This is a genomic window from Paraliobacillus sp. PM-2 (assembly GCF_001368815.1).
GTDB lineage: Bacteria > Bacillota > Bacilli > Bacillales > Amphibacillaceae > Paraliobacillus.
Genome location: NZ_CTEI01000001.1, coordinates 1,702,407 through 1,716,775 on the forward strand (window position 1 = coordinate 1,702,407; position 14,369 = coordinate 1,716,775).

The 14,369-nt window shown below is 35.1% G+C and carries 14 protein-coding genes; 1 reads left to right on the forward strand and 13 read right to left on the reverse strand.

Annotated elements, in window-relative coordinates; translation table 11 throughout:
• Nucleotides 1-8: 8 nt before the first annotated feature.
• The 10 genes from gatC to modA form a co-directional block, all read right to left on the reverse strand.
• Complete coding sequence (gene gatC / locus BN1058_RS07900) at nucleotides 9-299, reverse strand: Asp-tRNA(Asn)/Glu-tRNA(Gln) amidotransferase subunit GatC (protein ID WP_090855320.1); 291 nt, start codon at nucleotides 297-299, stop codon at nucleotides 9-11.
• A gap of 83 nt (nucleotides 300-382) precedes the next feature.
• Complete coding sequence (locus BN1058_RS07905; protein WP_090855323.1) at nucleotides 383-1,561, reverse strand: CamS family sex pheromone protein; 1,179 nt, start codon at nucleotides 1,559-1,561, stop codon at nucleotides 383-385.
• Between the two features lie 24 nt (nucleotides 1,562-1,585).
• Nucleotides 1,586-3,610 carry an NAD-dependent DNA ligase LigA gene (ligA, locus tag BN1058_RS07910; protein WP_090855326.1) on the reverse strand — a complete coding sequence of 675 codons (2,025 nt, stop codon included), beginning with the start codon at nucleotides 3,608-3,610 and terminating at the stop codon, nucleotides 1,586-1,588.
• 18 nt (nucleotides 3,611-3,628) lie between these two features.
• On the reverse strand, nucleotides 3,629-5,860 hold the full coding sequence (gene pcrA, locus BN1058_RS07915; RefSeq protein ID WP_090855329.1) for a DNA helicase PcrA: 2,232 nt from the start codon (nucleotides 5,858-5,860) through the stop codon (nucleotides 3,629-3,631).
• Between the two features lie 15 nt (nucleotides 5,861-5,875).
• On the reverse strand, nucleotides 5,876-6,562 hold the full coding sequence (locus BN1058_RS07920) for a heptaprenylglyceryl phosphate synthase (RefSeq protein WP_090855332.1): 687 nt from the start codon (nucleotides 6,560-6,562) through the stop codon (nucleotides 5,876-5,878).
• Between the two features lie 146 nt (nucleotides 6,563-6,708).
• Nucleotides 6,709-7,698 (reverse strand): Gfo/Idh/MocA family protein, encoded by a 990-nt coding sequence (locus BN1058_RS07925; protein WP_090855338.1) that lies wholly within the window; start codon nucleotides 7,696-7,698, stop codon nucleotides 6,709-6,711.
• A 25-nt stretch (nucleotides 7,699-7,723) separates the two neighbouring features.
• Nucleotides 7,724-8,032, reverse strand: a complete 309-nt coding sequence (locus BN1058_RS07930; RefSeq protein ID WP_090855341.1) for a YerC/YecD family TrpR-related protein — start codon at nucleotides 8,030-8,032, stop codon at nucleotides 7,724-7,726.
• A 21-nt stretch (nucleotides 8,033-8,053) separates the two neighbouring features.
• Nucleotides 8,054-8,989: a DUF3048 domain-containing protein gene (locus BN1058_RS07935; RefSeq protein ID WP_255307023.1), complete on the reverse strand. Its 936-nt coding sequence runs from the start codon at nucleotides 8,987-8,989 to the stop codon at nucleotides 8,054-8,056.
• 219 nt (nucleotides 8,990-9,208) lie between these two features.
• On the reverse strand, nucleotides 9,209-9,865 hold the full coding sequence (gene modB, locus BN1058_RS07940; RefSeq protein WP_090855345.1) for a molybdate ABC transporter permease subunit: 657 nt from the start codon (nucleotides 9,863-9,865) through the stop codon (nucleotides 9,209-9,211).
• A complete protein-coding gene (gene modA / locus BN1058_RS07945) occupies nucleotides 9,858-10,649 on the reverse strand; it encodes a molybdate ABC transporter substrate-binding protein (protein WP_090855348.1) in 792 nt (263 codons plus the stop codon). Before modA ends, modB begins: the two co-directional genes overlap by 8 nt.
• 89 nt (nucleotides 10,650-10,738) lie before the next feature.
• Here modA and moaC point away from each other — a divergent pair, with 89 nt between their 5' ends.
• On the forward strand, nucleotides 10,739-11,224 hold the full coding sequence (moaC, locus tag BN1058_RS07950) for a cyclic pyranopterin monophosphate synthase MoaC (RefSeq protein ID WP_090855351.1): 486 nt from the start codon (nucleotides 10,739-10,741) through the stop codon (nucleotides 11,222-11,224).
• 59 nt (nucleotides 11,225-11,283) lie between these two features.
• On the opposite strand, the gene BN1058_RS07955 is transcribed toward moaC, so the two are convergent.
• From BN1058_RS07955 to BN1058_RS07965, 3 genes are all read right to left on the reverse strand, one after another.
• Nucleotides 11,284-11,787, reverse strand: coding sequence for a MogA/MoaB family molybdenum cofactor biosynthesis protein (locus tag BN1058_RS07955; protein WP_090855355.1), 504 nt, complete (start codon nucleotides 11,785-11,787; stop codon nucleotides 11,284-11,286).
• Nucleotides 11,788-11,849: 62 nt separating this feature from the next.
• Nucleotides 11,850-13,454 (reverse strand): hypothetical protein, encoded by a 1,605-nt coding sequence (locus BN1058_RS07960; RefSeq protein WP_090855358.1) that lies wholly within the window; start codon nucleotides 13,452-13,454, stop codon nucleotides 11,850-11,852.
• Nucleotides 13,451-14,245, reverse strand: a complete 795-nt coding sequence (locus BN1058_RS07965) for an ABC transporter ATP-binding protein (RefSeq protein ID WP_090856086.1) — start codon at nucleotides 14,243-14,245, stop codon at nucleotides 13,451-13,453. The genes BN1058_RS07960 and BN1058_RS07965 overlap by 4 nt, the downstream gene beginning before the upstream one ends.
• Between the last annotated feature and the right edge of the window lie 124 nt (nucleotides 14,246-14,369).

Sequence of the window (14,369 nt, forward strand, 5' to 3'; positions counted from 1 at the left end):
TCCCCTCCTTATTCTAATATGGATGGCACCCGGAACTGACCGTCTTTTTGATCCGGAGCATTTTTTAGTGCATCCTCTTTTTCAATCCATTTTCTTGGCTCATCTTTGCGCATTACGTTTTTTAAATCTAGTACGTGTGTCGTTGGTTTAACATGATCTGTATCTAGTTCATTTAAAAGCTCTGCATAATTAATAATATCACCTAGCTGTTTGGTCATCGTTTCCACTTCTTCATCAGAAATAGCCAACCTTGCTAAATGTGCAACATGTTTTACTTGTTCTTTTGAAATTTCAGACATTCCTGTCACCTCCAGCATTTTTCTACGTAAACCTACAATACTTAAGATAATAGCAAAAAAAGGACTATATTAGCAACCTGTTCTTAATCGTAGATGTGAACGTTTGGTTCCTCATCGCCAGCTTTTCTATAAATTAAGCTTTCTTGTTTATTGTTTGAAGTAATATTGACTTCTAGTTCAAAATGATTTTTGAACCCATCGACAATTAAGCCATAGACATACTGTGTAAATCCAACTACTTCTGCTTTTCCGTTAAATCTAATTGGTATTTCCAATGTCAGTTTCTTTAGTTGATCATTAATATAAAAGCCTTCTCCAATGACACCGACATAGTTAGGGAAATATTCGGATATATCATCTTCAAAATCTTCTAAATTAGCATTGGTATCCGGATCAATTTCGGTTAATTCATGAGAGGGAAATAATACGTATTCTTCATTGATTTCTTCCCAATCTTTGATAGATGAACTGCCGCCTTTGATATTCGTTTTAGCTACAAAGTTTCCTGGAACTAATGAATCGCGAGCCTCCTCTCGATAGATTGCCAACATGATTGGTACATCAGCTAATCCATCCATTTGCCGCATGCGATTTACTACCTCTTTTGCTATTTTATTTGCTTCATCCATCATTTTTTTCATCGAAATATCTTCATAGTAATATGGTCCGCCTACTTCCGTTTGAAAGCGATAATTAGATTTCATTGCAATGGCAATGGAAACTCCACCTAGCTGCACTGCATTTTCACTCGTTTTTATTAAATAATCTTGTTCTAAAATATGGGATAAATATTTAGGATTGTTGCGCTCAGCTTCTATTTTCTCTTCTGTCTTACTTTCATCCACATCCGGAATGGCGGGATTTAGCCCCAATGGATTATCTTTCCCAGTGTCTTCTTTTGCGTATCGTTCTAACCAGTCATAGACAATATCAGAAGTGAGTTTTTGCCCCTCTTGAAAATAATAATCATCCGGATCATATACTTCTGTTGAATGTCGACGCAATCCTTGTTCGATTGCATCAATATCTAATCGATTAGCAATTTGGTTGGTAATTACACCTCTTGACTGGCTTAATTTGTAAGGGAGCAATACCTGATATTCTTCTTCTGAAACACTGTAGCTTGGAATAATCGCTGTTTCCCCATTGTCTTGTTCAGATGTATTATCCTCTACTACTTCCTCTTGATTATCATAAGAAGGTGCACAACTTGTTAACACAACAACCGAAGCGACACATAGTGCTCCTAACTTTTTTTTCACTTAAAGTTCCTCCTCCCTTCAAATTTAATTGGTTTCATTCTTCTCTTTTAATGCATCAATGAGTTGTTGTTCATCCCAGGTTGTTATTCCAAGATTGTTGGCTTTGTCTAGTTTAGAACCTGCATCTTCACCCGCAATAACAAGAGAAGTCTTCTTACTAACACTACCGGTTACTTTACCACCGAGTAATTCAATTTTTTCTTTTGCCTCTGGCCTAGTTAACTCTTTCATCTTTCCAGTTAAAACAATTGTTTTTTCATAAAACGGGGAGTCATTTAATTCCTCTGTCTTTGGTTTTAGTCCAAGATAAGTCATATTTAAGTTTAATGCTTTTAAATCATGAAGCAATTCTTTTACTTCTTCTTCAGAGAAATACCGTACAATCGAATCAGCCATTTTATCTCCAATTTCTTTAACTGCCACTAATTCATCATAACTTGCTTGCTCTAGTTGATCCATTGTTTCAAAATGGATAGCTAGTGTTTTTGCAGCCTTAGAACCGACAAAGCGAATACCTAATCCAAATAATAATCGTTCAAGCGAATTACTTTTTGAGACTTCAATTGCTTGGAGTAAATTATCAACTGATTTTTCACCCATGCGTTCTAGAGGTAGTAATTCATCTCGTTTGAGTTGATATATGTCAGCGATACTTTTAACTAGATTTGCTTCAAACAATTGCTCAATTACCTTTTCTCCTAAACCATCAATATTCATCGCATTGCGAGAAACAAAGTGGGTAAGTCCCTCTTTTACTTGTGCCGGGCAATTTGGATTAATACACCGTAATGCTACTTCTTCTTCCAAACGAACTAATTCACTGCTACAAGCAGGACACTGGCTTGGCATATGATATGGTTTCTCAGTGCCATCCCGTTCATCTATCATTACCCGAACAACCTCTGGAATAATATCACCAGCTTTTTTTATTACAACCGTATCATTCATTCGAATATCTTTTTCATGAATTAAATCCTCATTATGTAACGAAGCACGTTGTACAGTAGTTCCTGCTACTTTAACGGGGTCTAATACAGCAGTTGGTGTCACCACTCCTGTTCGACCAACACTTAATTCAATGTCATGCAATTTAGTTATTGCTTCTTCTGCTGGAAATTTATACGCAATGGCCCAACGCGGACTTTTTGCTGTTGTTCCTAGTTGATCTTGATAAGCTAATTGATCTACTTTAATTACAATACCGTCTATTTCATAATGAAGATTTGTCCGTTTTGTAACCCATTCATTTACATAGTTGATTACTTCATCGATAGTGGCACATTTTTGCCACTCAGGATTCGTCTTAAATCCTAAAGTAGATAGATAATGAAGCCTTTCACTATGTGCAGTTAATGTTCCGCTTTCCCACTGGCCAACTGCGTATAAAAAGATATCCAAATTACGTTTTGCTGCAATTTTTGGATTCAACTGACGTAAAGAACCAGCTGCTGCATTTCGTGGATTTGCAAAGGGGTCTTCCCCGTTTTCTTCTTTAGCCTCATTTAAAGCTAAAAAAGATTTCTGTGGCATGAACGCCTCGCCTCGTACTTCGATCGTATCTGTTTCTTTTATTCGTAATGGAATACTTCGAATCGTCCTTAAATTACTTGTAATGTCTTCACCTGTGGTCCCATCTCCACGTGTAGCACCTTGTGTGAAAAGGCCATTTTCGTAACGAAGAGAAACAGCTAAACCATCTATTTTTAGTTCACAAACATACATAACACGCTCTACACCTAGTCCATCTTTCACACGTCGATCAAAATCCCTAAGATCACTTTCATTAAAAGCATTGGATAGACTAAGCATCGGTACCTGATGTTGTACTTTTTCAAATGCATCAAGGGCTTCACCACCAACTCGTTGGGTCGGTGAATCCGATGTAATAAACTGAGGAAATTGTTCTTCTAACTGACGTAAGCTTTGCATTTTCTGATCATATATTGCATCGGATACACTTGGTTGATCCAATACATAATATTTATAATTGTATTTATTTAAATCTTCTCGTAAGCTGTTTATTTCTTGTTTTGCTTTTGCTTGATCCATGCTTCCATCCACCTCAATTTATTCTTTGGTAATCGGAGCAAATTTCGCTAATAAACGTTTGATTCCAGTTGGCGCAGGAAAAGCAATATCGAGTTCCATTGATTCGCCTTCACCAGTAACTTTTACTACTGTTCCCTGTCCCCATTTTTTGTGATTTGCTTTATCTCCAACTTGCCAAGCTACTTTTTCTCCACCTGTTGTTGTTTTCTTTGCTTTTTTCTTAACTGTATCTTTTGGTGGAGCTGTAAATGCATTTGTACGATTGTCCTGTTTGTTTTGAAAACCAAACATTTTCTCTTTCGCATCCTCCATACCTTCTAATAATTCATCAGGAATTTCATGAATAAAGCGACTGACAGGATTTAGGTTCGTTCGTCCAAATAACGTACGCATCTTAGCATGGGATAAATGAAGAATTTGTTCTGCCCGCGTAATACCCACATAGGCAAGGCGACGTTCTTCTTCCATCTCTTCCTCATCCATAATGGAACGACTGTGTGGAAATACATTCTCTTCCATTCCAATTAGAAATACAACAGGAAACTCTAATCCCTTTGCGGCATGCAATGTCATTAGTGTTACCTTATTATCTGCAAACGGATCCTCGTCCATACGATCAATATCTGCAACTAAAGCAAGATCTGTAAGGAAGGCAACTAACGTTTTATCTTCACTATTTTTTTCAAAATGCTTACTCACCGTTTTAAACTCTTCTATGTTCTCTAGTCGACTTTGAGCTTCAATACTTCGCTCATTTAATAGCATTTGCTCATATCCAGTCTTTTTTAAGACTTCTTCCACCATATCTGTTGCAGTTAAAAACGCTTGTTGTTGTGTCCACTGTTTGATCATTACACCAAAATCAGCTAGCGATTTAGCCGCTTTTCCACTGACACCGGCAAAATCGACTTCCTGTACTGCGGTATATAGAGAAATACCATGCTCAGTTGCATATGCTTGTAGCTTTTCTAATGACGTTTTTCCTACTCCTCGTTTCGGTTCATTAACCACTCGAGCAAAGCTAATATCATCATCAGGATTCGAAATTAAACGCAAATAGGCAAGTATGTCTTTAATCTCTTTACGGTCATAGAATTTTGTTCCGCCAACAATTTGATAAGGAATATTTGCTTTTACAAACGTTTCCTCCACTGAACGTGATTGTGCATTCGTCCGATATAATATAGCAATATCACGATAATTAAATCCTTTTGACCGAATATACTCCTCAATTTTATCAGCAACATAAAGGCCTTCGTATTGTTCTGTAGCTGCTTCGTGATAATATAACTTGGAACCTGACGTATTATCTGTCCATAATTTCTTAGGTTTACGTCCAGAATTATTTACTATTACACTATTTGCTGCTTGTAAAATGGATTGCGTCGAACGATAATTTTGTTCTAGTAGAACAACATGGGCGTTTGGATAATCTTGCTCAAATGACATGATATTTTCAATATCTGCTCCACGCCATCGATAAATAGACTGATCAGAATCACCTACTACACAAAGGTTTTGAAAACGAGCAGCTAATTGCTTCACTAAAAAATATTGTGCATGGTTCGTATCCTGATATTCATCTACGTGGATGTATTGAAAGCGCCTTTGATAATACTCTAATACCTCAGGTACCCGTTCAAATAAACGGATGGTTTGCATAATTAAATCATCAAAATCTAACGATTGATTTTTACGTAAAGTCTTTTGATACCCCTCATAAACCGTTGCAATTTGTTGCTCATAAAAGTTTCCAGTTTCCTCCTTATATTGTTCAGGAGTAATTAAACTATTTTTCGCCGAACTAATCGCCCCGAGCATTGCACGAGGTTCAAACTTTTTCGGATCAATATTTTTCTCTTTTAATACATTTTTTATAACAGATAGTTGATCTCCACTATCTAAAATAGAAAAGTTTCTATTTATACCAATTCGGTCAATATCTCGCCTTAAAATTCGAACACACATGGAGTGAAAAGTCGATACCCAAATTTTATCTGCGTCTGGTCCAACTAATCTAGCTACCCGATCCTTCATTTCTCGAGCCGCTTTATTAGTAAAAGTAATTGCTAAAATACTTCTTGGGGATATTTCCCTCTCATCTAATAAATAGGCAATTCGATGGGTCAATACGCGTGTTTTCCCACTTCCTGCCCCAGCCATAATTAATAATGGACCATCGGTCTTCTTAACTGCTTCTTGTTGTTTATTATTTAAGCCTTTTAATAGAGCTTGCATCGCTTGACTCATAAATGTCACCGCCTTTTACATCTGTTTTACTGCATTAACAGTTTGAATTGCTTGATCAAAATCATCGTACAAACTGTTGCCGACAACAATGACATCAGCATGTTCAGCCATTTCTTTTGCTTGTGCTTTATTTGAGATTCCGCCCCCATAAAAAAGTTGGGTATTGCTTAATTCTTCTTTTACTCGTTTTACTAAGGTAGTATCTCCATATTTTCCACTATATTCTAAATAGAAAATGGGAAGATGAAATAAATGCTCCGCCATTTGTGCATAGGCAATAACATCGTCTTCACTTGGTGTAGCGCAGTTTGCATATGTAAATGCTTTTGCCTCTGGATTAACGATACAATAGCCTTGTGCAATAAGTTCTTCCCACTCTAGCATATGTCCAAAGTCTTTTATTGCTTGATGTTGAATATCCATCATCCACTTTTTATCCTTACTATTTAAAACCATAGGAATATAGTAAAAATCAAAACCTGGCGTTACCGCCTCCATAGTGGATACTTCCAGGATACAAGGAACAGTATATCTGCGAATTTGACTAAGAAGTTGTAAGACACCGTCAAGTGTTACATCGTCCGTTCCACCAACGATTACTGCATCCGTCCCTGATTCACAGATTTTTGTTATTTTTTCATTTGATATTTCTTTATTTGGATCTAATTTAAATACATGCTTCCATTCTTTCCAATTATACAAAATTCTAGCCTCCATCCACTACTAGTACATTGTTTCATTATATCAAAAATATCGTTTTTTTCACCCCTAGAGAGGGATGAAATTTTTACTCTTATTAATGAAAAAACTGTATCTATGATTGCTATGTACAATCATAGATACAGTTTTTATTTTGTATCTGCTGGAAATGTTAATCCGAACTGTTTTCTGGCTTCTTCTAAAATAGCTGCCGTTGTGTAAGATTTTTCAAATGTATTGACTGATGACTCGTTTTGTCCTGCATGTATTGCATCAATAAATCCTTTTGCTTCATAATACATGGAATTCTCTTTTTGAGGGCGAGTGATATCTTCTACTGTTCCATCCTTATAATGAATCTCCACTTTTGTTGGTCGACTGATTTTATTTATCAATATCGAACCATGTTCTCCCTGGATTTCAGATTGCAAATATGAATTTGTGATTTTTGAATACATGACTGCTCCATTCATCTCATCATAATCAAACATCACACTCCCTTGGCCATCAACACCTGATTCCAGCATATACGCATTTGCATATAGCCTTTTCGGTTCCCCAAATAGAGCGACCATTGGATAAATACAGTATATCCCTATATCCATTAACGAACCATTTGATAATTCAGGTTTAAATGCATTAAGTAAGGTACCATCTTTATAAGCATCGTAGCGTGAAGAATATTGACAGAAACTTGAAAAATAACGACGAACAGTTCCAATTTTATGTAGATTATCTTGTATAGATTGGAAATTTGGTAAGAAAGTAGTTTTAAGAGCTTCCATTAACACAACATTATTTGCCTTAGCTGTATCAAACATTTCTTTTACTTCTCTTGTATTAGAGGCCATTGGTTTTTCGACAATGACATGTTTCCCATGTTCCATTGCAAGAATAGCTTGCTCTGCATGTAATGCATTTGGACTTGCTATATAGACAGCATCCATCATATCATTTTCAAAAAAAGATTGAAGATCTGTAAAAATAGTAGTAGATTCATTAAATTTACTTGCGAACTGCTCTGCTTTCTCCATTGTTCGGGAATAAACAGCTGTTAGTTGAAAATCTTCTATTTCCATAGCTGCCTGTATAAAACTTTCTGTAATCCAGTTTGTACCGATAACGCCAAAACGAACCATTCCATTACCCCCTTGGTATATTTAATCATTCTTCCTCTTTTTTTGCTTCTTGTAAACGTCCTAAAACCATTTGATAACCTTCATTTCCATAAGTTAAGCACCGTTTCACACGAGAAATTGTAGTTGTAGAAGCACTAGACTCTTCCACAATTGCGTGATAAGTACGACCTTCTTCTAACATTTTTGCTACCTGAAGTCGTTGTGCAAATGATTGTACTTCACTCATTGTTGCGATATCATCAAAAAATTGATAGCATTCTTCTCTATTTTTCAGTGTCAAGATCGCATCAAATAGTTGATCCAACTGTTCACCTCGTAATTTATCAATTTGCATCTATCATTTTCCTACCTTTCTTCATTCAATAATGTTCACACCATCTAAACCCGGTCTGTTTGGAATAACATTAATCCAAGTTTTACCTGGAACAAATCCAACAGGTTCACCCTCTTTAACTGGAATAATTCTTCCCTCACGATTTTCCCACTGGATTTTTTGTATTTTACCTTTTTGTAACAAGTATGCATCTCCACCTGATGTAAGGTCAACTTCTCTCCTACCAGCATCATCAATAACGTCATGATCAGTTTCTAAAATAAACACATTATCTAATTGAATAGGCTCTTCTGTGTTTAATTCAACTGTTTGTTCTTGTCCATTATAACGCAAATAACTTTCTGTTGCTTCATCATAGACATAGCGCACTGGGGTTGCATTATAATTAAAGGACACCTCTGTTGCTACATTACCATTGATAGTTGAAATTTGTTCTTTATCAAGAAAGGTTAAGGCTTCATAATTTGCAGTCACATTATACCCTTTTTGCTTTGCTACGTCATAAACTGCATCAAACTGCAAATATGAATTATGTGGAGCTACACGGAAATTGGCACGTTCAAACAAGTGGCCATCATCGTCATAATATGCTCCATTAATATAATCTGCCGCTCCACCTGCTAACATATCTTCAATAAAATTAGCTGCACCATGATAAACATATAATGCATCATAATCATCTGCTGTATTAAAATAATATGGACGAGCACTTCTCACTGGACCAACTTCCTCCGGTTGTTCACTTTGGAAAAGTGCCATAAATCGGGTAATATTTCCTTCAGCTAAAATTTCAAAAACCATATCTGCTTTTGATAACCCTGTTTGCGGTCTTGCTTTATAATGATTATTTACCATAACTGCAACTATTCGATTGTCTACAGATTGATCCGTTCTTTCACCAGTTAACGGATAAACATTTGATAATTTCAATTCCTCTGGATCCTCGGGTTCTAACACTGGTTCTGGCCTCTGTTTTGAATTTTTCCCTATCTTCTCATCATTTGAGCATCCTATTACTATAAAAAGAAGAACAAGAAAAAAAGAAAAAATGACATATCGTTTCCTCACTATGTACACACCCTTTATTGGTTATCTGTTGTTTATCTATTACCAGGCTGTTACTTTCTTTGATTATAACAAACTTAATCGCAACTATCATCGCTTTTAGACTAAGAATCACGTATTTCTTTTTCGCAAAAATATTAGCATTAAAAAAGAAATTATGATAATTGCAATAACCCAGCTCCAAGCTAATGCAAGATGATTAGATTCAAAAGCAACATAAATTGCTAGCGGTATCGTCTGTGTCTTACCAGGTATATTTCCAGCAAACATCATCGTCGCACCAAACTCCCCCAGCGCACGTGCAAAACTTAACACAGCTCCCGTTACGATCGATGGGAAGCAAAGTGGTAAAGATATGTATCGAAAAACACGCCATTCATTCGCACCATCCACACGCGCAGCGCCTTCAATGGATTGATCTATGCTCGAAAAACCTATTTTCACAGATTGATACATAAGTGGGAACGCAACTACAACAGCTGCAAGAATAGCTCCCCATATAGTAAACATCAACGATTGCCCAAATAATAAATCGATTAGTTGACCAGCTACCCCATTTTTTCCAAAGATCATAATTAACAAAAATCCAGTCACTGTTGGAGGTAAAACAATCGGTAATAATAGGATAACTTCAACGATCAATTTTCCGATAAATTGTTTTTTCACCATAAGCCACGCTACTATTATTCCAGCAACAATAACAAAAATAGTTGCACTTAAAGCTACTATGAATGAAAGTTGTATTGGTTCCCAAAAGTTATCATTCACTTTTTTCGCTCCTTACTAAAGTAAATCCAAATGCTTCAAAAATATTTTTCGCTTTTTTTCCATGCAGGAAATTGTAAAAAATAATCGCTTCATCCTTATGTTCTGTTTCTTTGATAATTCCAATTGGATAATTTATTGGATCATGCCATGATGAATCCACCATTTCTACTGTTTCTACTTGATTTGATTTCATCTTGTCAGTTAAGTAAACAAAACCAAGATCTACACTACCAGTTTCTACATAATGTAATACTTGCCGTACATCTTTAGCATAAATAAATTTGTTATCAAGTAGTTGAAATAAACTTACATGCTCCAATGCTTGTTTGGCATACATACCAGCTGGCACACTTTCAGGTGTACCAAGTGCAATTCTTCTTACATTATCATCAATCAAATCTTCCAAGTGTTTTATTTGATTGGGAGAATCTTTCTTTTTAATTAATACTAGTTTGTTGTTTAACAATAAATCTTGATATGTATTATCAATAAAATTATTTTTATTCAAATAATTAAATTGGTCCTCAGCAGCAGATAAAAAAAGGTCTATTGGTGCTCCTTGACTAATTTGCTGTTGTAAAGCACCAGAAGACCCTAAATTAAGTGAAATATCTATTTCTGGATATTTCGCTTCAAATGCATGGACAATATCTTCCATTGCACCTGTTAAACTAGCTGCTGCGGATACAGTCAACTCAACACTTTGATCCTCTTGTTTAATTGAACAACCGGTTAATAAAACTAAAATACTACAAATAAAAAGTACAAATTTGTTCTTACACATAAACATACCTTCTTTATTTCTTATATTCTAACATAGACTAAAGACGCTTGTTCTATCTTTTGTTATACTACGTTTAAGGAGTGATGATAGTGACAGAATTCACACATTTCAATCAACAAGGTAGAGCCAAAATGGTAGATATAACAGAAAAGCACCAGACATTTCGTACTGCTTTAAGCCAGTCTAGTATTACAGTTAATCAGACAATTTATGAAAAAATAACAAATAATCAATTTGCAAAAGGAGATGTACTTGCTGTTGCGCAAGTAGCTGGAATTATGGGAGCAAAACAAACAGCATCCATTATCCCCATGTGCCATCCCCTATCATTGAGTGGAGTGGATATACAATTTGAATGGAAACAAAATAAAGAAAATTGGGATCTGATCATTCAAGTAGAAGTTAAAACAACTGGCAGTACCGGTGTGGAAATGGAAGCACTAACAGCAGCATCTGTTACCAGCTTAACGATATATGATATGTGCAAAGCAGTTGATAAAGGAATGATTATTGGCCCAACATTTTTAATCAAAAAAACAGGCGGTAAAAGCGGAGATTATCAATTAAAAGAATAATAAAATTCATTAAGATTCTTTTTATTACAAACGAACAGGACTAAAAAGTCCTGTTCGTTTTATTTCATTATTTCGGATACAACATGTTTTAACTCAGGTATAATTAATCGCTCCATTGCGAGCATTACAGCACCTGTTGAACCTGGCATAGCAAAAATAGCAGTATCCTGAACAACTCCGGCCATGGCTCGCGAAAGAATGGCAGATGAACCGATATCATATTGATAACTCAAATAACGGAATAATTCACCAAATCCAGGTAATTCTTTTTCTACTTGTTGTTCCACCACTTCAATGGTGACATCACGCTTGGCAATCCCTGTTCCACCATTCAATAAAATCACCTGCACATCCGGATGATTCAATCCTGCTTCTATTGCCTTTTGTATTTGTTCTTGTTCGTCTTTAACAAGCTGATAATTTATTACCTGATGGTTATTGTCTCTTAAGAACTGCATAATCTTTTTTCCACTTTTATCTGTATCCTTTGTTCTTGTATCTGTAACAGTAATTATATTACACGCTATAGTCTTTTGGTTTATTGGATGTAATGGGTTACGCATAGTTTGACACCTTCTTCCTGCTAATTTAGCACGTTCAGATAAATAGTAGTCTCAACAAACGTTTAGCTAAAAACCTTTTTCCAACTAATCCAATTACTAATGAATAATACGATAATATAAAAATAAACCCCAAATGAAGTAAGACTTACGAGAAAATGAACGAACGCAAATCCACCAATAACAAACATCGTGACAATCATCATTGCAGTGTTTGTATTTTGAGCAAATGAAAATGGTTGGGAAAAGGGATAGTGCTGGTTGTTGATTAAACGATAACAAATGACAATATACCATATTCCTACTAATATTATAGCTATCATATCAGGTAATAAAGAAATATCAGAGAAAATTGTTAAGAAAATTGTACAGATCAACAAAATAATTGGCAAATATAATTTTACGATAAATGCTTTTAAAGTTGCTCGATAAATGCTTTTACGATTAGCTATTGGTAACACACCGTAAATCCAGCTACCTTTATATTTACTAGAAAATTTAAGCATATGTATGACATTAGGAATCATTAAATTACAAAAATAAATTGCCAAATATGCATATGGAGCATTACTATCCGTTTGAATGACATTAAAAAGCAGAATAAATGGCATTATAATCGAAAAACCTAAAGAAGGATATACCTTTAATTTAAATTCTCTTTCCTGGCTAATCATTTTATAAGCAAATTGAAAGAGTGTTTTTTCATGATTTGTTCTACAAATCAATTTAGCCATCGTTTGCTCCCATCGATGTTTTCTTATCTTGGTTGAACCACTTGTTTGCATCATTTTTTGCAAGTTTCGTTCAAATGAAGGGATGAATTTAATATAAACAAAAATGGATCCAATTGGTATAAGAGCAGCCAGGGCTGTAAATAACATAATATACCACTCTTGGTTTCCTAATAAAAGCCACTCAAATGGTGCAGCAAACCATATTGGCGGAATAAGAACATGCCACCACTGCCAATCAAACGAAACCACATAATCAACAAATTGAAATGAATGCGCAATGAACTGGTATCCGACTATGATGGATACAGATAGAAAAATTTGCACATAATTAATTAAATCTTTTAACCGTTCTCCATCAAAATAACGCAAAATCAACATATAAATTAATGCGGTAAGTACGATAATAAATAACGCGACAAATATAATTTCTACTAACAGTAGCAAGCTAAAAGTAATACCCTTTACAAAGAGGGAAACAGCGAGTGGAATAAGAATAAAAGCTCCGGTTAATTGTGTCATATAAATAACCACATGTATCATCTTTGCTGCGGAAATAGTTTTTTGATCTACTGGTTTTGTGTTTAAAATTGCTTTATCACGCACATCTAATAAAACAGTTGAAAAATCTGCGATCATCGAAGTCATTAAAATAAACATAACCATCCCAAAAACAATACTCATTTGAAATAAATAATTGTCGCCCATAATCAAAAATGGAATAAGAACTAGCCCATATAAAGCATAAAGAAGTAATGACTTTAAAAAAGCGTTACTATTTTCTTTTTGTTTGACATCTTGAAAGATCGTTGGGACACGCCGCTGATCCATTGTTAGTTTAATTGCCAAGATTTGACGCATGGTAATATAATTGATTCCAAGCAGATGAAACAAACGACTAAACTTGTCTAATATTTTTAATGAGATAGCGTTCATCATGACTTATGCCCTTCGTGCACGATTGATACAATTTCTGAAGCAATTTTTTCATGCTCATTAAAACCTGTTAACTCATTAAAAATTTGTTCTAATGTTCCCTCGTTCTTTTCTTTTAACTGTTCAAACGTTCCATCTGCAATGACTTTTCCGTCAGCCAATAAAATGATACGATTGCTAATTTTCTCAACTACATCCATAATGTGAGAGGAATAGAAAATTGTCTTCCCTTCTGCTGCTAGCTGTGCCATTAGTTCTTTAACAATCATTACACTATTTGCATCAAGGCCACTTAATGGTTCATCAAAAAACAATAATTCCGGGTCATGCAGAATACTAGAAATGATTAGCAATTTCTGTTTCATCCCTTTTGAAAAAGAAGAAATACGACTCGTGAAACTTTCATAAATTCCGAATTTATCCATTAAGCGTTTTGCCTTATAATCTATCGCATTTTCTGTCATACCATACATCTTACCAACAAAAGTTAAATACTCTTGAGCGGTTAAATCATCATATACTTCACCATTTTCAGGTACATAGCCAATTTTCGCCTTATATGATACATCCGCATTAGCAATATCCTGTCCGAAAATTTCCACTTTTCCATTATATTTATCAATTAGTCCTAACATAATCTTTACGGTTGTACTTTTACCTGCACCATTTGGGCCTATGTAACCTATAATCTGTCCACGATAAACTTCGAAATCAACACCTACTAGTACAGGTTTACCATTAAAGCTCTTTGTTAAATTTTCTATTTTTAAAACACTGGTTTGTGATGTTTTGATCGGTCTCACCTTCCCTTACTTTATCCTTTCCTTACTTTAACATATTTATCTTAATTTTCATTTATTCTTATAGAAGAAAAACCCCCTAACTTAGCACATGACGTGTGCAAATTAGAGGGTAGAT

What these genes read in the sequence shown, in the direction of transcription:
- modA (WP_090855348.1), bottom strand. Translation starts at nt 10,649, where the DNA reads ATGTGTAAGAACAAATTTGTACTTTTTATTTGTAGTATTTTAGTTTTA.
- ligA (WP_090855326.1), bottom strand. Translation starts at nt 3,610, where the DNA reads ATGGATCAAGCAAAAGCAAAACAAGAAATAAACAGCTTACGAGAAGAT.
- BN1058_RS07930 (WP_090855341.1), bottom strand. Translation starts at nt 8,032, where the DNA reads ATGCAAATTGATAAATTACGAGGTGAACAGTTGGATCAACTATTTGAT.
- pcrA (WP_090855329.1), bottom strand. Translation starts at nt 5,860, where the DNA reads ATGAGTCAAGCGATGCAAGCTCTATTAAAAGGCTTAAATAATAAACAA.
- gatC (WP_090855320.1), bottom strand. Translation starts at nt 299, where the DNA reads ATGTCTGAAATTTCAAAAGAACAAGTAAAACATGTTGCACATTTAGCA.
- BN1058_RS07960 (WP_090855358.1), bottom strand. Translation starts at nt 13,454, where the DNA reads ATGATGAACGCTATCTCATTAAAAATATTAGACAAGTTTAGTCGTTTG.
- BN1058_RS07925 (WP_090855338.1), bottom strand. Translation starts at nt 7,698, where the DNA reads ATGGTTCGTTTTGGCGTTATCGGTACAAACTGGATTACAGAAAGTTTT.
- BN1058_RS07955 (WP_090855355.1), bottom strand. Translation starts at nt 11,787, where the DNA reads ATGCGTAACCCATTACATCCAATAAACCAAAAGACTATAGCGTGTAAT.